The organism is Oxalobacter formigenes (assembly GCF_002127965.1).
GTDB lineage: Bacteria > Pseudomonadota > Gammaproteobacteria > Burkholderiales > Burkholderiaceae_D > Oxalobacter > Oxalobacter formigenes.
Map to the genome: position 1 here is coordinate 2007171 of NZ_CP018787.1, position 21287 is coordinate 2028457.

Consider the following 21287-nt stretch of genomic DNA (forward strand, 5'->3'; position numbering starts at 1 on the left):
GGCTCCCGCCCGGCTTGCCGGGATTGTGACTCCCCAAGGGGCGCAGTTCATCTGCGCCCCTAACTATTTTGTCCGAAAATTTTCAGGCAGGAAAAGCCATTTTTTGACCAGAGCGATCATTTTGTCAGCATCGACCGGCTTGGCCAGATGTCCGTTCATTCCCGCTTTTTTCGCCTTGATGACATCATCCACAAACGCATTGGCCGTCAGCGCCAATACCGGTATTTTTTTCGCATCCTTGCGGCCCATTGCACGAATGGCGGCACACGCTTCATAGCCATTCATCACCGGCATCTGGATATCCATCAGGATCAGATCGTACCAGCCTTCTGGCGAAGCCGAAAAAAGATCGACCGCCTGCCGGCCGTTTTGTGCCACATCGACTATCGCCCCTTTCAATTCAAGAAGCTCGCGCGCAATATCGCGATTGAGATCATTGTCCTCAACCAGCAAAAGGCGCCGGCTGTCAAGATCACCGGAGAAATTGCCTACATCCCCTTTCGATGTTTTTACATTTCTTTTTTCAAGAAACTGGCGCAATATCCGGACAAGTTTCGAGCGGAAAAGGGGTTTTGTCATGAAGGCATCTGCCGCCGCTTCTTTCAGTTCCTCCCCGATATCTGAATAGTCGTAAGCGGACATGATGATCAGTGGCAAATCCGGATCGATTTGCTCGCGTATGGCCCTGACCGTTTCAAAGCCGTTCATTCCAGGCATTTTCCAATCAATGATAGCCGCAAAAAAATCCGCGTTTTTTTCATGGGCGATACGGATAACATCGACGGCATCATACCCGTTCAATACCCATTGCACATCGACGCCCAACTCTTTGAGCAGAGCAGACGCGTTTTCACACACATCCCTGTCGTCATCGACAAGCAGAACGGAAAGTCCTGAAAACTCGTCTGAAACCTTGACCGATTGTTCCTGTATTTTCAAAGGTACATTCACCCTGAAACAGCTTCCCTCGCCCAAAACGCTGTCAACCGTAATCGTTCCATTCATCATATGCACGATATTCCCGGCAATCGCCATGCCAAGACCCGTTCCCTGAACATCATTGATCCGGGTATCTTCCGCCCGGACAAAAGGTTCGTAAATATGCTCGACAAACTCTTCAGACATCCCGATACCGTTATCGCGGAAAACGAATTCCAGCATCGCGAAATCCATCAGTTCCAGTGGCCTTTCATTGACAGTCCATTCAATCAGGCCGCCGTCTGGCGTATATTTGATCGCATTGGACAAAATGTTCAAAAACACTTTCTGGAGACGATCGGCGTCACCGACCAGACTTTCGTGGATCTTCTGGCCAATAGCAATCCGGATTTCATGATTCTTCTGCATCAGCAGGGGACGACACAATTCAAGCGTATTTTCGACCAGTTCTCCAAGATCGAAATTGTTTTCGCAAATGCCCAGTTTTCCATTTTCAATCCTGGACATATCCAGAATCTCGTTGATCAGGGAAAGCAGGTATTTGCTGGACGTCGTGATTTTTTTCAGACAATCACGCACTCGCGCCGGGTTTTCCGCATGCATATCGGCAATTGCGGTCATGCCCAAAATAGCATTCATCGGCGTACGGATATCGTGCGACATGCTGGAAAGGAAATTCGCCTTCGCATTATTCGCCATTCTTGCGGCCTGACAGGCTTCCTCGAGTGCCTTTTGCTGCAACGCCTGTCACGCTTTCATTTCAGTGATATCGACTCCGACGCTGTAGTAGGAAGGAATCCCGTCTTCGCTGGATTCTCCGTCTTCATAACTCAAGGTGATATTCAAAGTACGGACTTCGCCATTGCGACGGACAATCCTCATTTCATCCATAGCCGTTTCGCCGGATATTTTCAGACTTGCCATCAGACCGGCAACTTTCTGACAATCCTCGGGATGGATATACCGGCTTTCACTGTTCAGTTCTTCCCTGAACTGTTCTGGCGTATAACCGATCATGCGCAGAAAATTCGCCCCATACCAGAGGACCGTTTTCATATCCCGCGCATCGAGACGCGCGATGCCGCCCGGCAGACTTTTCAGAATGGAATTCCGCTCCTTTTCCTGAATGGCAATCTTCTTCGAATACCCGGATATGTCTGTTGCGAATTCAATCCTCGCTTCCCGACCGTTCCACATGAATTTCCTGTCTTTGAGCAGATACGTCGTATTCAGCGCATCATTGTGATGTTCCCACTCATAAAAACCGGAATCTTTCAGATGATGGTTGGTACAGAAAGGGCACGGTGAGTCACGGCTCTGCAGTACCTCGTAACACTTGCGCTCATGATCCCTGAAGCTTTCTTCATTGACGCCAAACGCTTCACACCCTGCCCGATTCATATGCAGCAATTCATAGGTCTGCATATCGCTGACATAGACGATTCCGTCATATTCGTTCAGCAGCCAGTTCAATTCCATCTGTACACCTTTTCCGGGATATAGGAAATCACAGATCAATATATGCACGCGTCACATCCCAAGGACTCCATCTGGCACTATAAAAATCCGGTTTCTTCGATAATTTGATTCTTGCCACGAACCATAGTGAGAAATTGTAAAACTTCCCCGAACAAAATTGTCAGAAAGGAATATTTCCGACTGAAAAATTTATCGTGAGAGACAATAGCTGAGAAAGTGAAAAAACGTCTTTAAACTCAAAACACTCCATATTTGAAATTATTTTCAGGAAAAACGCCTCCCCTTCAAAAAAACAACAGAAAAAATTGAATAATTGAAGGCAAAAAACCCCAAACTCCTTACATTTCTGCGACAATCTGCGTTTTTTGATTCCAGCCTTTTCCGTTGACGAAAACAGCTTCGTTTGATGTCGGAAGAATCACCGTCACAAACATGCATTAAACTGAAAGCGGAAAACCGGAAAAACACAGATAACGTATAATTCCGGAAAGAATCGATGGCACACGAAAGCGCCAGAAAAATGTGGCAGAACAATGAGTTGTTCTGCTTTTCTTCTATATTGAACAGTGGAGAAACGCGATGAAATTTCGCTTTCCTATAGTCATTATTGACGAAGACTACCGTTCCGAAAATTCTTCCGGTCTCGGTATCCGCGCGCTTGCCAAGGCGATGGAAGACGAAGGCATGGAAGTGCTTGGCGTCACCAGCTACGGCGACCTGTCCCAGTTCGCGCAGCAACAATCCCGCGCTTCCGCATTTGTTTTGTCCATCGATGACGAAGAATTCGGCGAAGGCACCGACGGCGAAATCAACGACGCGCTGAAGCCGCTGCGTGAATTCGTCACTGAAATCCGCAGCAAGAATGCCGATATCCCGATCTACCTCTACGGTGAAACACGCACCTCGCGCCATATTCCGAACGACTTGCTGCGCGAGCTGCACGGCTTCATCCACATGTTCGAGGATACGCCTGAATTCGTCGCACGCCATATCATCCGTGAAGCCAAAACCTATCTCGACGGGTTGGCTCCGCCGTTTTTCCGCGCCCTGATGCATTACGCGCAGGACGGTTCCTACTCCTGGCACTGTCCCGGCCACTCCGGTGGCGTCGCTTTTCTGAAATCGCCGATCGGCCAGATGTTCCATCAATTCTTCGGTGAAAACATGCTGCGTGCCGACGTCTGCAATGCCGTTGAGGAACTCGGCCAGCTGCTTGATCATACCGGCCCGGTAGCCCAGAGCGAACGCAATGCCGCCCGCATTTTCAACGCGGACCACTGCTATTTCGTCACCAACGGTACATCGACTTCCAACAAGATCGTCTGGCATTCCAGCATCGCCAGCGGCGACATTGTCGTCGTCGACCGCAATTGCCACAAATCTATTTTGCACGCCATCATCATGACCGGAGCGATTCCTGTTTTCCTGATGCCGACACGCAACCATTACGGCATCATCGGGCCTATCCCGAAAGCGGAATTCGAACCGGAAAACATCCGGAAAAAAATCGAGGCCAACCCGTTCGCCCGTGATGCCGTCAACAAAAAACCGCGTATCCTGACGATCACGCAATCGACTTACGACGGCATCGTCTATAACGTCGAAACGATCAAGACCATGCTCGACGGCGAAATCGACACGCTCCATTTCGATGAAGCCTGGCTGCCGCATGCCTCATTCCACGAGTTTTACAAGGATATGCACGCCATCGGCAAATACAGCCCGCCGGCCAAAAAATCGCTGATCTTCTCGACCCAGTCCACTCACAAACTGCTGGCTGGTCTCTCGCAGGCCTCGCAAATCCTTGTCAAGGACTCCGAAGAGGTCAAACTCGACCAGAACATCTTCAACGAAGCGTTCCTGATGCATACCTCCACGTCGCCACAGTACGCCATCATCGCGTCCTGCGACGTCGCAGCCGCCATGATGGAACCGCCCGGAGGCACCGCCCTTGTCGAGGAATCCATTCTTGAGGCACTGGATTTCCGCCGCGCCATGCGCAAGATCGAAAAAGAATGGGGCCAGGACTGGTGGTTCGAAGTATGGGGACCGGAAAACTTCGCTGAAAACGGCATCGGAGAACGCGAAGACTGGATACTGAAAGCCGAAGACAAATGGCACGGTTTCGGTGATATCGCGCCGGGCTTCAACATGCTCGACCCGATCAAGGCCACCGTCATCACCCCGGGCCTGTCGCTGGAAGGCGAATTCGAAAAAACCGGGATTCCGGCGTCCATCGTCAAGATGTATCTGGCAGAAAACGGCATCATCGTTGAAAAATGCGGTCTTTACAGCTTCTTCATCATGTTCACCATCGGCATTACGAAAGGCCGCTGGAATACGCTTGTCACCTCCCTGCAGCAATTCAAGGACGACTACGACAAGAACCAGCCGATCTGGCGCATCCTGCCGGAATTCGCGGCCGCCAATCCGCGTTATGAACGGCTTGGCCTGCGCGATTTGTGCCAGAAAATCCACGATTTCTATCGTGAATACGACGTGGCACGCCTGACGACGGAAATGTACCTCTCCGACATGAGTCCGGCCATGAAACCGTCCGATGCCTATGCCCGCATGACGCACCGTGAAATCGAACGTGTGCCCATCGACGAACTGGAAGGCCGTGTCACCGCCATCCTGCTGACGCCGTATCCGCCTGGCATTCCGCTGTTGATCCCGGGCGAACGTTTCAACAAGACCATTGTCGATTACCTGAAATTCGCCCGCGATTTCAACGACCGTTTCCCCGGTTTCGAAACCGACGTTCACGGTCTGATCCGTCAGGAAGAGAACGGCAAATGGGAATACTACGTCGATTGCGTGAAACAGGAATTCGTCTGATATCCAGATAAACCGGCATCATGAAAAAAGGGGCGATAAACGCCCCTTTTTTAAACCTGACATATCCGGCAACCTGGATCCCTGACTTCGATTTGGTTTCCGGATAAAGGCTCCGTCAAATGATCTTCGTTCTGACCCGACGGCCGACAAGACGATTCCCTCTTTCTGCAACCGGCAAAGGTTCACTGATCGAGCGGCTGCGGTTGACAAAACGGTTGGCACCACCCGGCATGTCGTGAGTCGGCTGGTGGCTGGAAGGATCGCGGAACAGGATCATGGCAATCATGCAGGCAGGCAAGCCCCCGAACATGACAGCATGTTGTATCGAATTTTTTATTGTATTCATGATCGAATCCTTTCTTAAAACATTGATCATCGCGCCCGGGCGTTCATCTTTTGGACAAAAGCCCGTCAGCGGGGAACAGATTATATGCCCAATATGAAAATTGTGTTAAAAAAGAGCGACTTATGTAAAAAAAAGATTATCCGGCATATTATATAGACATGTAAGTTATATAAAAACGTTTAAAAAGTTATAAAAAATGCATTTCAGATAAAGAGCCGTCACTAATATTTCCTTGTCAGCTCTCCGGTTTCCCGGGAATTATGCGGAATCTCCGGAGTAATACACATTCAACAGGCAGGGAGAAAATGGCAAACTCTGAATAAACACAATGACAGCCAATGCCTTGAATCATTTCTCCTGAAATCGTAATCTTTTCGAGGCAAATTCAGAAACGCCACGCAATCGTGTCATTGATTGCATGGCGTACGAGGAGCTTTCATTCTTTCGCCCGACATCGGTTCAAAAACCATAAAGAATCCTGCCGGGCATCTTCCAGGTCGGTATCAGTCGGTTTCGACAACGGTTTCATCAACGGTAACGACATCCCCATCTTTTCCATTTCGGGAGGACATCAGGAAGCGGTAAATGGCTGCGCCAATGACGGCACCGACAATCGGGGCTGCCCAGAACATCCACAGCTGTTCCAGTGGCCATGACACATTGGCAAAGATCGCCTGCGAAGTGGATCGTGCCGGATTGACGGATGTGTTTGTGACGGGAATGGAAATCAGGTGGATCAGCGTCAGGCACAGGCCAATGGCCAGTGGCGCAAATTTTACGGGGGCAAGACGGTGGGTAGAGCCCATGATAACGAACAGAAATCCGGCAGACAAAACCATTTCAATCAGGAAACAGGCCGCCAGACTGTATCCGCCCGGTGAATTTTCGCCGTATCCGTTCGATGCAAAACTGCCCACAAAAGCATCGGGACGGCCGGTATAAACCATATACAAAACAAAAGCCGCGATACAGGCCCCGACCAGTTGGGCAATGATATAGGGAATCACATTCTTCCAGGGAAAACGTCCTCCGACAGCCATGCCGATGGAAATGGCCGGATTCAGATGACATCCCGAAATATGGCCGATCGCATAAGCAATCGTCAGGACAGTCAAGCCGAACGCCAGCGCCACCCCGTAAAAACCGATTCCCAATTCGGGAAAAGCAGCTGCAAACAGGGCACTTCCGCACCCTCCCAGTACCAGCCAGAACGTGCCGATACATTCGGCACCCAACGCTTTCGACAAAGACATAAGACCTCCAGAGAGAGATAAACAGGCGTTTGACCCCTCTTCATCCCATAAAATTCCGGGAACGTTGAAGAGAATCAAGCCGATCTTACCTTCTCTGAAAAAGACGCCCTGAAAACCCGTTTCCTTTCAGCAAATACTCAGTGCCCGCAACAACACTGTCCACCACATGACGAATCATGGGAATGTTCGTCTTCAAAACCGTTGATTTTTTCGTAAAAACGCTCGAGAAAAGCCATATCGTCCGGATGCAGTCTCTCGATGATACTGGTGTCGATGAGTGGCAAGGTTCCCAGCCGGAGGAGGACCCGGCTGAACAATATCACAGCAAGATAACCCGGATTACCCTGTACCCTCGGGTCTCTCATTGGCAAAATCTCGTCCATTGCCGTAGCCAGTCTCATGACCCCTTCCTTGTGAACCGTTCCATCTGCATCCAAGTACCCATGTGGCAGCGACAATTCAAATTCCGTCAGAATCGACATATTTCCTCCTTCTTCAACGCTACATCATATCACCTGCCCCCTCATTATCAGGAAACCTGGACTTCACCCGGACAAACCGGAACCCGCTTAGAAGCTGTTTCATAAAAACGATCCCTGAATAAAAAACTGCGGGCCTTTTAAGCCCGCAGCCAGAAAGTCGCCGGATAGGCGCCATCGTTTTATTTAACCGCCATCTGTTGAAATATCAGTAACGGTAAGCCGATTCGCCATGAGAGGTATTGTCCAGACCGGCCCTTTCCTCTTCTTCCGAAACACGCAAACCGAAAACCTTGTCGGAAATCTTGTAAGCGATGAAAGAGACAATACCGGACCATGCAATCGTCACGAGAACGCTCTTGACCTGTATCCAGACCTGCCATCCCATCGAATAATCGCCGCCGGAAAGACCCGTTCCACCCAGTGCCGGAGAAACCACCACACCGGTCAGGATCGCACCCACAATACCGCCGACCCCGTGAACCCCGAAAGCGTCGAACGCATCGTCCACATTCAGGATTTTCTTGAACCAGCTGACACTCCACAAACAGACAATCCCGGAAATCAGCCCCAGTACGATCGAGCCCATCGGACCGGCATACCCGGCTGCCGGAGTCACGGCAACCAGTCCCGCAACGGCACCGGAAGCGGCCCCAAGCATCGACGCCTTTCCCTTGTGGAACGCTTCACCCGCCAGCCATGACAGTGTTGCCGCCGCCGTCGCAACCACTGTGTTAACGAAGGCAAGACCTGCCGTACCGTTGGCGGCTCCGGCCGAACCGGCATTGAAACCGAACCAGCCCACCCACAGAAGCGATGCGCCTACCATCGTCAGGGTCAGCGAATGCGGCATGAAAGCATCCTTTCCCAGACCGATCCGTTTGCCGACCATATAAGCACCAACCAGAGCGGCGATACCGGCATTGATGTGAACGACCGTTCCCCCGGCAAAATCCAGCGCCCCGTCATCGGCAAGGAATCCGCCACCCCAGACAATATGGGCCAGAGGGATATAACTGAACGTGAACCACAAGACCATGAAGAGCATCACCGCGGCAAAACGGATACGTTCGGCAAACGCACCGACAATCAGGGCAGCCGTAATCGCGGCAAACGTCCCCTGAAACGCGACGAAAACATATTCAGGCACCGTTTTCATAGTCGCAGATAACGTGTCCGGTGTTATCCCCAAAAGGAAAACCTTATCGAAATTACCGATAACCGCCCCGTCTCCGGAAAACGCCAGCGTATACCCGTACATGACCCACAACAGGGAAATCAGGGAAAACACGACAAAAACCTGAATCAGGACCGACAACATGTTTTTCGTGCGGGCCAGCCCACCGTAAAAAAGGGCCAGCCCCGGAATGATCATCAAAATGACCAGCATCGTGGACGTCAGCATCCAGGCCGTATCCCCCGCACTCAACTGTGACACAGGATCGCTCACCATTACGCCATACGACACCGTCATCTCTTCGGCAAAAGCCGAACCCGTCAAAACGCCAAGGCCAGCCACCAGCAATATTGAAATCAAGGCTTTCACGACAGTCTCCTCATCAAAGTGCACCCGCGCCGGTTTCACCGGTACGAATACGGATAACCTCTTCCAGATTGACGACAAATATTTTGCCGTCCCCGATTTTTCCGGTCGAAGCCGATTTTTCGATGGCTTCGATCACCCGTTCGAAAAACTCATCCGCAATAGCGACTTCAATCTTCGTTTTCGGAAGAAAATCGACGACATATTCCGCACCGCGATACAACTCGGTATGCCCTTTCTGTCGCCCGAATCCCCGAACATCCGTAACCGTCATCCCCTGTATCCCGATGGCCGCAAGCGCTTCGCGCACCTCGTCCAGCTTGAATGGTTTGATAATGGCACTGATCAGTTTCATATTGCTCTCCTTGTCGTTATTACATCGTCTGCGCTAAAAAACTTTCCCCACCGAAAAAATGACACGCGCATCCGCATTGGCTTCTTTCTTGTTCGCAAGATCGGTATCGACGTAATGCAGGCCGAAATCGAATCCCTGCCAATTGAGCGTCGCCCCCAGTTTCCAGTCGTTATAGGAATTGCCCGAACCGGTAATGATCTGGCGACCGAAATGGGCATTTAAAGTAAGCTTCTCCGTCAAGGGATAAGCGGCTGAAAAGTCGATGTACTTGCTGTTTTTCGTATCGACCGCCCCGAACAGATCCGTAAACGAATGGGAATACTTCAATGAAAGAAATTTCCACGAACCGCCGATATAGCCTTCCAGCGTGTGCGGGTCTTTCATATTGTTAGCCTGTTTCCACGCACTGCTGTAACTGCCCGGATAGAGATACCCCAGCAAACCGACGTCCACGCCGAAATCACCGAACTGGTGCTTGTAGCCGCCATATACATCCAGTTCCATACTGCTCGAAGGCGCACCACCATCAGACATATCGTGGAGCCATGAAATACTTGAGGCCCAGGTACCGGCATAAAAACCGGAATCATGCTTGAAATCGAACCCACCCTGAATGGCGGGACGTTCATCCGTCTGGCTGATCCCGCGATAAGCGTAATCGCTCGTCAATGTGACATTGGCAGAAAACGGGTTTTTAGCTTCCTCGGCATTAACGCTGGAGATGCCCAGAAAGGGCAGACAGGCTAAAGAGGAAAGGGCGATGATTCTACGATCCATGAAATGCTCCTTAAAAAAGCTTCAATATTTTTATGATTAGACTTACGCATAATGCGTGCCAACTTTTATAAAGGAATCGATATCAAGATGTCGCCAATATGAAGAGAGTGCCTGTAAAGAAGCTGTTAACGGCAGGGTTTACTGAATAAAAACCGTATTTGGGCATTATGGAGAGGCATTCTTATGCAGAATAGAAAGACTGGCATGACAGATCCCCCATGCCAAAACACCATAAAATCGGAAAAATATGCACCAAATTGGTGAAAAAATAAGGTAATGACGGGTATTTTTGTTGGAAAAACAGCATTCAGGGCATTGCCAGCAAGCTGGACAACTCAATGGGTGAAAAAAGGCTTCCCGAGCTGGCCTTATGCATTTTTTCCAATAAAAATCGTATGAAAAAGGCATTACATGAAAGAAACAGCACGCCGGTATTAACCTCGGACGATTTTGCTGCTATAATTTCATCCCTCGATGGGTTGTTAGCTCAGTTGGTAGAGCTGCGGACTCTTAATCCGTAGGTCGAGCGTTCGAGTCGCTCACAACCCACCAATAAATTCAAGGGGTTACGTACTTTTACGTAACCCTTTTTTATGCCTTATATAGTTTGAGATTTACAGGTCAAAATGTCTTTTTTTGTGCCTCTAATTCAGGCGAAACGCGCATAGGATTTCATCCTTTATTGAGTTTTGCCTCAAGAACGCCTCACAACGCGTCGATGTTCCCCGGCAATTTAGATGATCTGCATTCTGTCATTCTGGTTTCCTGAATTCCTGCGGCATTTGCAATCGTTTTTTTCCGACTCATAAGCCTGCCGGCAATGTTCTTTTTGCCAAAAAAAAGCACGTCAATGACGTGCATTATGATTTTCCAGCGTCTTTTTTATGCCTTTCCCGCCATGCCCAGCTTGATAAAGTTTCATCCGCCCATTTACCGATCAATGTATTGGCCAGCTGATCGACTGCAATCAAAACCTGATCAATTCTCATCTACGGACACGTTTATGGTGACTTCGATCGCGTTGACATCATCGATTGTTTCACATATATCCAACCTGTTTTCAAGTGCCTGTCTCTGCCTGATGACGACACCCGACAGAACAGAATAAGCCCCGTGTTTTTGCATGACACGATTGACCAGATCAGCCAGCGATATCCCTCGCGCACTTGCCAGAGCCGATAACAAAGTTGCATCCGATTTTTTACCGGTTTCTACAAAACCTTTGCGTCACTGATCTGCTGGTCGAAAGTCATCATTTCCGTGTCCGTATAGGTTTTGACAGCATCTTTCAAAATGCCGTCACATGCGCCGTTGATTTCGGCCAGTTTCGCGGCTTTCGCATCTTCTAGCGTCTGTTCCGGAAACGTGACGACTTCGTAATAGCTACCTATCTCTTCAATCCTGAACATGTTGACATTGCACCAGATCGCCGTATTTCGATAGTCATCCCAGTCGTGTACTGGTTTATGGATTTATTTTCCGATCATAATTGGGCTCCTTGTCCACATGCGTACCAACGTGAGTACGTATACACGTCCACTTGTGGAGTTAGAGCAGATGTCGCAGTTAAATTGTAAAAAGACACGGCCGCGCTGCTCGGATATCCGCCGTTTACTGTAGACCCCGTATTTTTCAAAATACAGTATTTATCGTCAGAAAATGGCAATAAAAAGGTGAGCGTTATAATGCCCGTTTGCGCAACAAGCATACCTCCCTGCTCCAGCCACCCATCCGACCATTTCCGGTACCAGTTCATGCCATCGTTATAAGTTTCCGTGATGTATTTGACGGCTTTGCCATTTACAGATTTATCAAGTTTGTTTGCTGACAGATCAGCAACATCATTCGCCAATTCCGTAATATCAATCAGGCTGGGATTCGTCGCTGCATCGAAGGCCTTGATACAGGGCAACAAGGTTAATGCAGGGGGCTGGACGGTATTGGAAGCACCATAAATATGATTGGATCTAGAGGCATCAAATCCCGTTATAAATTGAATTGCAGAAGTGCCAGTATAACCGACCTGATTATGATCTTGACCATCACCAACAAAAGCACCTGTCACATTATTTGCATGTAATCTAATTGTTGCGCCAGCAGTAATATTCGGCAACCCCGCCTCAATCTTCAGCCCCGGCGTAGAACTCCCCTGAGCGAACCGGTCAATCAGGTCCGGCAGGTTGAACGTGGTGGATTCATCACCTTCTCCAAATGCCGTCCCTATCGCTGCAAAGAGTTCCGGGTATGTCGTACGTCCCACTGCCACCCCATCCGCCTTGAGGTATCCTGCAGGCGGAATCGCTGAGGCAAAGTATTCAATGGTTCCAACCGGAACCCCGCTTGACGGGCTGATGCCTTTGGCCGGATTCTGCAGGATCCATTTGTCCAGCGCTTCGTCGTATTGCATTTCCAGCCAGTGTCCCGCTCCGGCAATATCCCCGATCGCCAGCGGCAGGTTATTGCCTTTGACGATGGCTTTTGCGCCTGTTTCATCGGCATTGAAGGTCGGGATAACCGTGACATTGATGTCTTTTGCCCGGACATGCACGGGCAGGCCATGCTTCAGTTCTTTCACTTTTGGCGTAAAGCGCGCAATCAATGCGTCAGGTAATCCGTCTGCGTCAGCAATCAAAAGGGACGAGACACTGCTGATGGCGGTTTCGATTTGTCGGGAAAGCGCACCGATATCACCATTGTCAAAGATATCTTCTCCGGTCTTTTCCGCCGCAAAACGCGCAACGGCGGCGGCAATGGACGATCCCTGTCGGATGGCCTTGTTGATCTCGGAGGATCTTGCCATTCCTTTTTTGAAGCCTTCTTTCAGAAAGCCTGATTTTTCATATTCCAGCTGGTCTACTACGTTGGCTCCTTCTCCTGTCGCGAAGGGTTTGAAGTCGTTTCGGACCTGAATTGAATTTTCTCTTGCCTGTGCTTCCACAATACTCTTTCAAAAAATAGACACCGTCTCCGGTAGCGGGTCTGATTGAACAATAAAGCCCAATTGGGAAGCGCGAATAGTACGTCAGGATTTTTCTTCGGTCAGCTTGCATGACATGAATATGACGTTTGTTACAACATTTTCTGCAGGCACCCTCAGTCTTTTACAACAGAGAGAGGCACGAATGCGCTTTTTGATGAAATGTCATGTACTACAGCGTTGTCATGGTATTTGAAAATAAACAAGCAAAATATTTTCCATTTCTCCCGATTTTGCTTCGGGCAACTCACTCATTATTCGACCATTGTCATCCCTCATCCCGGCTATGTGCTTTTTATTTATCCCCACATCCTGTGGAAAACCCGGTGTATAAAGATGAGCCAGCCAACAATTCAGGCGCGGCCGGTCATAATTGCCACTTTTTCAGGCAATCAGAATCCCGGCAATTATGACAAATGTAACAAAGTGTGAATATTTCATTCTGCGGAGTCTGACCGTCGTATGCTCTTGCCTGTTTTCTATAAGCAAAAAAATATTTCCAGAATTGTCAACAAAAAAATACCGATTCTGTCATAATTTCGCAACATAATTTCAGGCGCCATAAATAGCAGGCTTTAACGTACCGAACGCATCGACTTCAACCTTCATCATGAGACGACTCTCTTTCAGTTCATTCCCTTATAAATTCCACATTAAAAGTCACTGGTTAATCCTGTTCTCGGCACTTTACATGACCAGTATCCTGAATCTGAGTCTCTGGCGTTATCTGCTCGTCCATCTGGAGGTGACTGGCATCAAAATGTTCTTTTTCGGAATCAGCCTTCCGGTCTTTGTCTTCGCTGCCTTATACCTTTTACTGAACATCTTCTGCCTGCCGTATCTGACGAAACCATTGCTGACAGGCCTGTTGCTCATATCTTCCGCCACCAATTACTTCATGTTCAATCTGGGTGTTTTCATCGATTCCGACATGATCCGTAACGCCTTTGAAACCACAACCCGCGAAGCGATGGACCTGATGTCGCTCTCCGCCATAACATGGATATTCATTACCGGAATCATTCCTGCCGCGCTTCTGGTATTCACGAAAATCGAATACAAGAGTTTCTGGAAAGAATTGCGTTTCCGTCTTTTCGCCATAGTCGGTTCCATCGTCACTATCGGCGGCATTGCAGCCCTGTTTTTCAAGGAATACGCCGCTTTCGGCCGTAACCACCATGAAATGCCACGTCTGATCAATCCCACCAACTACATCTATGCAACCGTCCGGTATTACCATCACAAATCGCTGGTCAACCGCCAGTTCGCACGGCTCGATGAAAAGGCAAAGCTGATGCCTTACGAAGACGCCGCTCCGACCGTTTTCATTCTGGTCGTCGGGGAAACGGCCCGGTCGATGAACTTCTCATTGAATGGATATCCGCGTGAGACCAATCCGATGCTGGCGAAAGAAGATGTGATTTCTTTCAAGGATGTCTATTCCTGTGGAACGGCGACAGCCATTTCCGTTCCATGCATGTTCTCGAACATGGGGCGTGAGAAATTCAATGCCGACGATGCGGCTTATTCGGAAAATCTGGTCGATCTGATGCAGCAGTCGGGTTTTCAGGTTTTGTGGAAAGACAATGATGACGGATGCAAGGGCGTTTGCAACCGGGTTCCCAACGAAGAGATGGTCAAGAAAAATGACATCCGATACTGTGACGGAAAAAGCTGTTTCGATGAAGTCCTGCTGGAAGACCTCGATGAATATCTGGGCAATGTCACCAAAGACGCTTTCATCATCCTGCATACCATGGGCAGTCACGGACCGACTTATTACAAGCGATATCCGGCGACATTCAAAAAGTTCACGCCGACCTGCGATACGGCAGACATTCAGAAATGTACCCGTGAAGAGGTCGTGAACACATACGACAATACGATTCTCTATACGGACTATGTCGTTGCCAACGCCATCAATATCCTGAAACGTTTCCCGCATCTGGAGTCCGGCCTGATGTATATATCCGATCATGGCGAATCACTGGGGGAAAACAATATTTACCTGCATGGACTTCCGTATTCCATCGCTCCTTTAGAGCAGAAAAAAGTCCCGATGGTCCTCTGGATGTCCGAAAACATGAAGAAATTCGACCATCTCGATTACAGCTGTATCGCGAAAGAAGCGGAAAAGAACACTTATTCGCACGACAATCTTTTCCACACCCTTTTGGCGCTGATGGAAGTGAAATCATCAACCTACGACAAATCGAAAGACATGTTTGAAAACTGCCGGCTGAAACCGCTGCCGCACTGATTCTGAACTGATCTTGTTTTTTACGAAGGACTATCCCGCGCGATAGTCCTTTTTTTATAAACCTTTCAGGAAAAGGCAACTTTTTCTTTTCCGCCAACGTCAAAACATGCTGAGACATTCAGAAAACAGAATATGAAGAGCTCAAGTTTACAGGGCAAAAAAACAGTGGTCTAATAAGCTTCATCCCCAACCGCACACAGCCTTTAAGGCTACGAACCTATCTTTCAAGGAGATTTCTCATGAATGAGACGATCAACTCCATGCTGACCCGCAGAAGCATCCGATCGTACAAAACCACCCAGATTGCTGAACGCGACCTCAACTGGATTCTGGAAGCCGCCATTTATGCCGCGACCTCGCGAAACCTGCAATCCTGGGATTTCACGGTCATCCAGAATAATGACATGCTGAAAAAGCTTTCGAAAGCCGCTGCTGACACACTTCGCAAGATGGGGGATGCCCGTAGTCTGGAAAAAGCGAACGACCCGGATTTTTCCCCTTTCTACCATGCCCCGACCGTTATCATCGTTTCCGGAAACGATAATCGCAATGCCCGTATCGATTGCGCCAACGCCACACAGAACATGTGCGTTGCCGCCAACGCACTGGGACTTGGCTCCTGTTATCTGGCCAGCTTCACGCAAGCGTTCGACGATCCTGCTGTTGCCGCGACACTTATGAAAGAGCTCGGCATTCCCGATGGCTACAAACCCCAATTTGCCGTTTCATTGGGATATGCGAACGAAAAACCGGCCACCCCTGAACGTCGGCGCGACGTCATTCACTTCGTGAAATAAGGAGAGAGCCATGTTCGACAACCGTAAACGCATCATAAGTGCATTGGCCGCCATGACACTCATCAGTGCGCCTGCATGGGCAGACGTTATCCTGCCAGCCCCTAAAACATCCGCAGGCATGGGGGTTTTCGCTGCATTGAACAGCCGCCATTCTGCCAAAGCCGGTGAATTTCCCCTGAAAGACATCTCCAAACAGGAACTGTCCAACCTGTTATGGGCAGCATCGGGGAAAAACCGTTTCGGCAAAGGCTGGACTGTCCCGTTTGCCATGGGAAAAGCGCCGTACAATACCATTTATGTACTCGACAACAGCGGTGTATTCAAATACAACTGGAAAGATAACAGGCTGATTGAAATCTCGAAACAGGATGTCAGGGAAAAAGCCGGGCCGCAACCGATCGTCGGGCTCTCGCCCGTTGTCCTCGTCTTTGTGGCAGACAGCGGCACAAAACCGGATGTCGCCTGGATCGCTTCAGGTGCCATGACACAAAATATCTATCTGGCTGCTGAATCTCTGGCGATAGAAGGTCGTTACGTCATTTCAATTGACGAGGCCCAATTGCGTCAGGCACTGAAACTCAAGCCGGACGAAAAGCCCCTGAACCTGATGTTGATCGGAAAAAAATAACCACTCCATCATTCATGAAAGAGTTTTCAGACTGAAAGCTCTTTTTTTATTTCCCCCGGATTCTGATAGTTGATCATGACCAAACGCTTATTCATTAATACTGCCTGTCCCGCAAATTCCTGAACTTAAAAACATGAGGGCTGTCACATTGTCGCAAGAGCATGTGGGCGCGTTGTCCTGACATGTCTTTCAGGAAAATTGAAACAAATTTGATAAATCGAAGCACTTCCCGTTCTCGCAATGTTACATTTTCACCTGTGAGAAGAAGTGCCCCATTCTGTCCAGTCCCTGTTTTCGGCTGGCAAAATCATCCCTGGAGAATAATATGAAGCGTTATCTCTTATCTTTATTGGTAGCTCCGCTTGTTCTGGTCGGTTGCGCGCAAATGCCCGACTCCAATCCACCCGTTTCGCAAGCGGTCAATTCCCTTGATGCATTTCACTGGCAACTGACCGATGCAACCAATCATCGTGGCCAGCGCCTTGACTATCTGTTCGTCCAGCCATCCAAACCGGTACAGGTCGACTTCAAGGTCAACCGCTTTACTATTTCGAACACGTGTAACGTCATGTCCGGCAATTACCTTCTGAACGAAAACATGGTGACGTTTTCCGATATGGTATCGACCCGGATGCTTTGTGCACCACAGCTGAATACACTGGAACAGCAGGTCGCTGCCCAGTTCCAGAAAAAAGCCAACATAGACATCTACCTCTCTGCCGCCCCGGTCATGAAACTGCGCTTTACTGACGGCAACACCCTGACCTTTACCGGCCGTCCTACAGCCGAAGTCCGTTACGGTGGCACCGGCGAAACCATATTCATGGAAGTCGCTTCATCGACGGTGGCATGCGCCCTTCCGGGAATGCCATTGAAACAGTGCCTGCAGGTGCGTGACGTCTATTACGACAATAACGGCGTCATCAACGGCACCAGCACATGGCGTCCTTTCTATCCAAACATTGAAGGTTACAGACACGATGGCATGGGTCACATCCTGCGCCTGAAACGTTATAACGTAACCAACCCGGCCGTCAATGCACCGAATCAGGCCTATGTCATGGATATGGTTGTTCAGTAACGTTTGTCCACCATCTGCTGCCGTTCAGGAAATCCCGATGGACACAAGACTGTCGGGATTTTCCAAATTCCTCTCCCGCGCAGAAAACCGGCACAAAAAAGCCATTCAATTTCGCCTGCGGCAATCGTCACCTTGCTTTCATCGGCACAACATGCACCTTCACCTTCACACAACTGATCGAGCCGATAGAGTTGCCTTCATACATGATTCCCTGCGGGATTTTTCGTGTCACCGGCAAATCCGGCATCAGGACATAGCACACCACGTCGTCCGACGGATCGTACATCTTGTAAATCCCGGCATTCGGGACACCTGCATCGAACTTGCCCAGAAACTTCATCTTCAACGCCCCGCCCTGAGCCACTGTTTTGCCGGCAGCCGGGTCGGCGAACCCCGGCGACAGGAACAAACCGGCGAATGCCGCCAGCAAAACGCAAACCGTTTTTTTCATTACACATACCTTCCCGCTTCAATGCAAAAGGGCCGGCAGTCGCCTGCCAGCCCCTGATGTGCACACTCCTGTTCACCACTTACCAGGAATACGAAACACCGCCACCGAAAGCAACATGACCGTTTTCAGACGTGCCAAGGGACGCTTTTACAATCGTGTTTTCCGTCACACGTCCACTTGCGCCGATCGCAATAGCCTGATAACCGTTATAGCTGCCGACGCCGGCGCCAATTGAAAATGACTTGCCCTGTTCGACCTGCGGAATATTGGACATGGCACTCACCGCTGCGATACCGCGAGAGGCCAGTCTTTCAACATCCTGCAACTGACCATAGTTGACCGCATCGTAACGGCTGCGACCGTCAGCCACGCCGGAAACCGTAACCGGACCGCCGCTGGCATTCGAAAAATGCGCGCCGGAACTGCTCAAGGCCATACTGGTACCACCACCTACCAGAGTTGTTGTCGTGGCATTGGCCATCATACCGTTACGGCCCCAGCCACTGTCAGCGGTCATGATCTCTGCCCTGTTGTCAGCCAGAGCGACAGTAGAAGCCGTATCGGTACCCGATCCGCCACTCAAAGCCGTCGTGTCCGCTGTCGCCGTGTTGACGTCCAGACCCATGCCCGTACTTGCCTGCAATGTAGCCCTCGTTCCGGAAAGCGCCATTGTCGCAGAAGCCCCTCCGACCGTACCGGCCAGCGACATGCCGGTCGCCGTACCTGTCCCGCTCATGGCAATACCGGTTTCCTGATTCGTCCCCAGCGAATTGATGACGACACCTGTACCGCCAGTCTCATCGTTTCCGACAACGACACGGTTATTGTCATCCATACTCCGGATGGTATTGGTATCGCCGGTTATACGATTGTAAGTCGCCGTGATATTGTTGGCACCGTTTGCACCTGTCGCCGACAGATTGTTGCTGCCATTGTCTCCAGTCACAGTGATATTGTTGTTTCCGGCAGCCGTAATGGTGTTTTTGACACCGGCACTCATTGTATTGTCACCCTGCGACAAGACCTGGTTATGATTGCCTGCGGAAATAATATTGTTCTGATCCGCCCTCACCGTATTGTTGGTTGCCGACGAAATGGTATTCTGTCCCGTTCCGGTTGCCGTGATCGTATTGGTACCGTTGGCCACTGACATGGTATTGGATGCACCTGCGCCGGTTGCTGTAATGATGTTTTTGTTGCCTTCAACCGTATTCGTCTGGCTGGTAATCAGATTGCTGGTATCACCGTTTATTGTATTGGTCGTGCCGGTAATGGAAGTGGCCCCGTTTTCCGCCTTGATCACGGACGTTCCGGATGTAATCGTGACAGCACTGCCGCTTGCATTCCCGATAGTCGTTGCACCCGTTCCGGTGGTATTGATACTGGTATTGCCCCTCACGCCCAGCGTCCCGTCAACCGTGGTATTCGTCAATGCGGTATCACCTGTCACGCCCAGTGTCCCGCCTACTGTCGCATTACTGGTTACGCCAACACTGTTTAATGTCGCAGCGCCCGTCGTCTGTAACGTGTCCGTTTTAACATCACCTGTATTGGTGATTCCAGTCGTCTCCGTCGCTCCCAGTGTACTGGTACCCGAAACATTTAACCCACCCGTGCCAATGATCTGACCCGTTCCTGCATTCACGCCTGTACCGGTTATTTGACCGCTTGCATGAATTGTTGTGGCACCACTAATCGCCCCGGCATTGATAATACCTGCATTATTGGCATCTAAACCGGCAGTTCCCTTAATCGTTGTCCCTGACACGGCTCCGTTCGATGTCAGCCCTCCCACGGTAATGGTATCAGCCGTCTCGGTACCTGTCGTGCCTGAAAATGTACGATCCCACCGATCAACTGTTCCGCTATATGAAAAACCAGCTGCATGAACCGCACCCGTAACAAAAACAGAACCAACTGCCAAAGCAATCCATTTCTTATTCATCTCTTCCACCATTATTATTTATTAGACACCGTTTTATCTTTTTAAAACCAAGATAGGATTTAATGATTTCAACATGAAAGGAAAGGATTTCCCAATAAGAATAAAAACCTAATTTTAGTACCTAATTTTAGTACCTAATTTTAGTACCTAATTTTAGTACCTAATTTTAGTTATTGATTTCAGATTTTTCTCTTACACTTATATTGTTTTTTCAAATAAAGCCATTGGAAAATCTGATGAATAAAATGTATCTGAAATTGGAAGTGGCATTATTAATATCATTAAGGAATGCCATATCTGATCATCTGCCGGTCGGATCCAGTCTTGTCATTCTGGATATCCTGATGTTCGTTCTCACCGAATATCTTCATGAAAGGCCTCTCACGATGAAAAAGCTCCTTCTCAGCCTGGATTTATCCCATACCGGTTTCAGGTATCATTTCAAAAAACTGGTCGACGACAATTGGATCAACCTATCCAGGCTCACGGAGAAAAACAGCGATCAGAGACTGCGTTTCATTACACCTTCCAGCAAGCTGGTTACCAAAATAGTATTGATTTCCAATATCATGAATGACCAGCTTGAAGAAATCAGAAAGCAAAAGGAAACTGTTGGCTTGCCGAATTAAATAAATATGGTGAAAACGCTTGCCAATACCGATTGTCCCGTTTATTTAACGTCATTAATGAATCGCAAATAATATGTATGGATTAACTACCCGGACTATCAGAGACAGATTCGCCAATACCCTATAAAGTTAAATCCCTTAACGATATCCATGCAAGAATTTTGAATTCGTTTATAAATGTATTTAATATAAATGGCGAGTTCCATTTATTTTTATATGCCCTGAAATCATTTATAAAAATGTTTCATCATATATATAAATATAAATATGCGGGCAAACCTGCCCGATATCATCCTTCACGTTATTTATCAGCACAGGTTTGGGGCAACTGTTTCGAATCATGATTTTATCAACATGATTTCTGAATGGATGAAAACATGGCTTGTTGGCCATGTGTGCATTGGGTTCCGGTTCAATCTTCACGGATGATCCAGAAAAGGTGTACGCAGGTTTTGCGCAAATAAACCCGTTATCGTTTTACGTGTGTGATTTCTTTTTGATCCGGAA

General features: G+C 49.0%; 19 protein-coding genes and 1 tRNA gene. 7 read left to right on the forward strand and 13 right to left on the reverse strand.

All coding sequences use genetic code 11. The features are described from left to right. Positions 1-63: 63 nt before the first annotated feature. Together BRW83_RS09480 and BRW83_RS11910 are read right to left on the reverse strand one after the other, a co-directional pair. A complete protein-coding gene (locus BRW83_RS09480; protein WP_145814922.1) occupies positions 64-1638 on the reverse strand; it encodes a hybrid sensor histidine kinase/response regulator in 1575 nt (524 codons plus the stop codon). Between the two features lie 48 nt (positions 1639-1686). Continuing rightward, positions 1687-2418, reverse strand: a complete 732-nt coding sequence (locus BRW83_RS11910; RefSeq protein WP_081442180.1) for a PAS domain-containing protein — start codon at positions 2416-2418, stop codon at positions 1687-1689. Positions 2419-2997: 579 nt separating this feature from the next. On the opposite strand from BRW83_RS11910, the gene BRW83_RS09485 reads away from it, so the two are divergent. Beyond that, a complete protein-coding gene (locus BRW83_RS09485; RefSeq protein ID WP_005879755.1) occupies positions 2998-5259 on the forward strand; it encodes an arginine/lysine/ornithine decarboxylase in 2262 nt (753 codons plus the stop codon). 115 nt (positions 5260-5374) lie between these two features. Here the strand turns inward: BRW83_RS09485 and BRW83_RS09490 are convergent, their stop codons facing one another. From BRW83_RS09490 to BRW83_RS09515, 6 genes are all read right to left on the reverse strand, one after another. Beyond that, positions 5375-5605, reverse strand: a complete 231-nt coding sequence (locus tag BRW83_RS09490; protein ID WP_145814921.1) for a hypothetical protein — start codon at positions 5603-5605, stop codon at positions 5375-5377. A 503-nt stretch (positions 5606-6108) separates the two neighbouring features. After that, the gene (gene aqpZ / locus BRW83_RS09495) at positions 6109-6858 is read right to left on the reverse strand and encodes an aquaporin Z (protein ID WP_036602592.1); all 750 of its coding nucleotides are present in this window, start codon (positions 6856-6858) and stop codon (positions 6109-6111) included. A 137-nt stretch (positions 6859-6995) separates the two neighbouring features. Continuing rightward, the gene (locus BRW83_RS09500) at positions 6996-7340 is read right to left on the reverse strand and encodes an LAGLIDADG family homing endonuclease (RefSeq protein ID WP_005879751.1); all 345 of its coding nucleotides are present in this window, start codon (positions 7338-7340) and stop codon (positions 6996-6998) included. A gap of 205 nt (positions 7341-7545) precedes the next feature. Further along, positions 7546-8883, reverse strand: a complete 1338-nt coding sequence (locus BRW83_RS09505) for an ammonium transporter (protein WP_036602589.1) — start codon at positions 8881-8883, stop codon at positions 7546-7548. Positions 8884-8896: 13 nt separating this feature from the next. Then, entirely contained in the window at positions 8897-9235 is a 339-nt protein-coding gene (glnK, locus tag BRW83_RS09510; protein ID WP_005879748.1) for a P-II family nitrogen regulator, read from the reverse strand. 33 nt (positions 9236-9268) lie between these two features. Next, positions 9269-10012: a TorF family putative porin gene (locus BRW83_RS09515; protein ID WP_005879746.1), complete on the reverse strand. Its 744-nt coding sequence runs from the start codon at positions 10010-10012 to the stop codon at positions 9269-9271. A gap of 476 nt (positions 10013-10488) precedes the next feature. Here BRW83_RS09515 and BRW83_RS09520 point away from each other — a divergent pair. Continuing rightward, positions 10489-10564 (forward strand) — tRNA-Lys (locus tag BRW83_RS09520). Between the two features lie 426 nt (positions 10565-10990). Here BRW83_RS09520 and BRW83_RS09530 read toward each other — a convergent pair. From BRW83_RS09530 to BRW83_RS09540, 3 genes are all read right to left on the reverse strand, one after another. Continuing rightward, positions 10991-11197 carry a hypothetical protein gene (locus BRW83_RS09530; RefSeq protein WP_005879744.1) on the reverse strand — a complete coding sequence of 69 codons (207 nt, stop codon included), beginning with the start codon at positions 11195-11197 and terminating at the stop codon, positions 10991-10993. A gap of 26 nt (positions 11198-11223) precedes the next feature. Beyond that, a complete protein-coding gene (locus BRW83_RS09535; RefSeq protein WP_005879742.1) occupies positions 11224-11421 on the reverse strand; it encodes a hypothetical protein in 198 nt (65 codons plus the stop codon). Positions 11422-11495: 74 nt separating this feature from the next. Beyond that, positions 11496-12950: a phage tail protein gene (locus BRW83_RS09540; RefSeq protein WP_005879741.1), complete on the reverse strand. Its 1455-nt coding sequence runs from the start codon at positions 12948-12950 to the stop codon at positions 11496-11498. 649 nt (positions 12951-13599) lie between these two features. On the opposite strand from BRW83_RS09540, the gene BRW83_RS09545 reads away from it, so the two are divergent. From BRW83_RS09545 to BRW83_RS09560, 4 genes are all read left to right on the forward strand, one after another. Continuing rightward, positions 13600-15249 (forward strand): phosphoethanolamine transferase, encoded by a 1650-nt coding sequence (locus BRW83_RS09545; protein WP_005879739.1) that lies wholly within the window; start codon positions 13600-13602, stop codon positions 15247-15249. 239 nt (positions 15250-15488) lie between these two features. Continuing rightward, the gene (locus tag BRW83_RS09550; RefSeq protein ID WP_005879737.1) at positions 15489-16046 is read left to right on the forward strand and encodes a nitroreductase family protein; all 558 of its coding nucleotides are present in this window, start codon (positions 15489-15491) and stop codon (positions 16044-16046) included. 10 nt (positions 16047-16056) lie between these two features. After that, entirely contained in the window at positions 16057-16674 is a 618-nt protein-coding gene (locus BRW83_RS09555) for a nitroreductase family protein (protein ID WP_005879736.1), read from the forward strand. A 325-nt stretch (positions 16675-16999) separates the two neighbouring features. Next, the gene (locus BRW83_RS09560) at positions 17000-17755 is read left to right on the forward strand and encodes an META domain-containing protein (protein ID WP_005879734.1); all 756 of its coding nucleotides are present in this window, start codon (positions 17000-17002) and stop codon (positions 17753-17755) included. A gap of 127 nt (positions 17756-17882) precedes the next feature. On the opposite strand, the gene BRW83_RS09565 is transcribed toward BRW83_RS09560, so the two are convergent. Further along, the gene (locus tag BRW83_RS09565) at positions 17883-18206 is read right to left on the reverse strand and encodes a hypothetical protein (RefSeq protein ID WP_005879732.1); all 324 of its coding nucleotides are present in this window, start codon (positions 18204-18206) and stop codon (positions 17883-17885) included. A gap of 79 nt (positions 18207-18285) precedes the next feature. Next, positions 18286-20151: a YadA family autotransporter adhesin gene (locus tag BRW83_RS09570; protein WP_036602585.1), complete on the reverse strand. Its 1866-nt coding sequence runs from the start codon at positions 20149-20151 to the stop codon at positions 18286-18288. Between the two features lie 236 nt (positions 20152-20387). On the opposite strand from BRW83_RS09570, the gene BRW83_RS09575 reads away from it, so the two are divergent. Then, on the forward strand, positions 20388-20780 hold the full coding sequence (locus BRW83_RS09575; protein WP_005879730.1) for a hypothetical protein: 393 nt from the start codon (positions 20388-20390) through the stop codon (positions 20778-20780). The last annotated feature ends 507 nt before the right edge of the window (positions 20781-21287 follow it).

What these genes read in the sequence shown, in the direction of transcription:
- BRW83_RS09560 (WP_005879734.1), top strand. Translation starts at nt 17,000, where the DNA reads ATGAAGCGTTATCTCTTATCTTTATTGGTAGCTCCGCTTGTTCTGGTC.
- BRW83_RS09555 (WP_005879736.1), top strand. Translation starts at nt 16,057, where the DNA reads ATGTTCGACAACCGTAAACGCATCATAAGTGCATTGGCCGCCATGACA.
- BRW83_RS11910 (WP_081442180.1), bottom strand. Translation starts at nt 2,418, where the DNA reads ATGGAATTGAACTGGCTGCTGAACGAATATGACGGAATCGTCTATGTC.
- BRW83_RS09550 (WP_005879737.1), top strand. Translation starts at nt 15,489, where the DNA reads ATGAATGAGACGATCAACTCCATGCTGACCCGCAGAAGCATCCGATCG.
- BRW83_RS09565 (WP_005879732.1), bottom strand. Translation starts at nt 18,206, where the DNA reads ATGAAAAAAACGGTTTGCGTTTTGCTGGCGGCATTCGCCGGTTTGTTC.
- BRW83_RS09575 (WP_005879730.1), top strand. Translation starts at nt 20,388, where the DNA reads ATGAATAAAATGTATCTGAAATTGGAAGTGGCATTATTAATATCATTA.
- BRW83_RS09480 (WP_145814922.1), bottom strand. Translation starts at nt 1,638, where the DNA reads ATGGCGAATAATGCGAAGGCGAATTTCCTTTCCAGCATGTCGCACGAT.
- BRW83_RS09515 (WP_005879746.1), bottom strand. Translation starts at nt 10,012, where the DNA reads ATGGATCGTAGAATCATCGCCCTTTCCTCTTTAGCCTGTCTGCCCTTT.
- BRW83_RS09485 (WP_005879755.1), top strand. Translation starts at nt 2,998, where the DNA reads ATGAAATTTCGCTTTCCTATAGTCATTATTGACGAAGACTACCGTTCC.
- aqpZ (WP_036602592.1), bottom strand. Translation starts at nt 6,858, where the DNA reads ATGTCTTTGTCGAAAGCGTTGGGTGCCGAATGTATCGGCACGTTCTGG.
- BRW83_RS09545 (WP_005879739.1), top strand. Translation starts at nt 13,600, where the DNA reads ATGAGACGACTCTCTTTCAGTTCATTCCCTTATAAATTCCACATTAAA.
- BRW83_RS09535 (WP_005879742.1), bottom strand. Translation starts at nt 11,421, where the DNA reads ATGTTCAGGATTGAAGAGATAGGTAGCTATTACGAAGTCGTCACGTTT.
- BRW83_RS09500 (WP_005879751.1), bottom strand. Translation starts at nt 7,340, where the DNA reads ATGTCGATTCTGACGGAATTTGAATTGTCGCTGCCACATGGGTACTTG.
- glnK (WP_005879748.1), bottom strand. Translation starts at nt 9,235, where the DNA reads ATGAAACTGATCAGTGCCATTATCAAACCATTCAAGCTGGACGAGGTG.
- BRW83_RS09570 (WP_036602585.1), bottom strand. Translation starts at nt 20,151, where the DNA reads ATGAATAAGAAATGGATTGCTTTGGCAGTTGGTTCTGTTTTTGTTACG.
- BRW83_RS09490 (WP_145814921.1), bottom strand. Translation starts at nt 5,605, where the DNA reads ATGAATACAATAAAAAATTCGATACAACATGCTGTCATGTTCGGGGGC.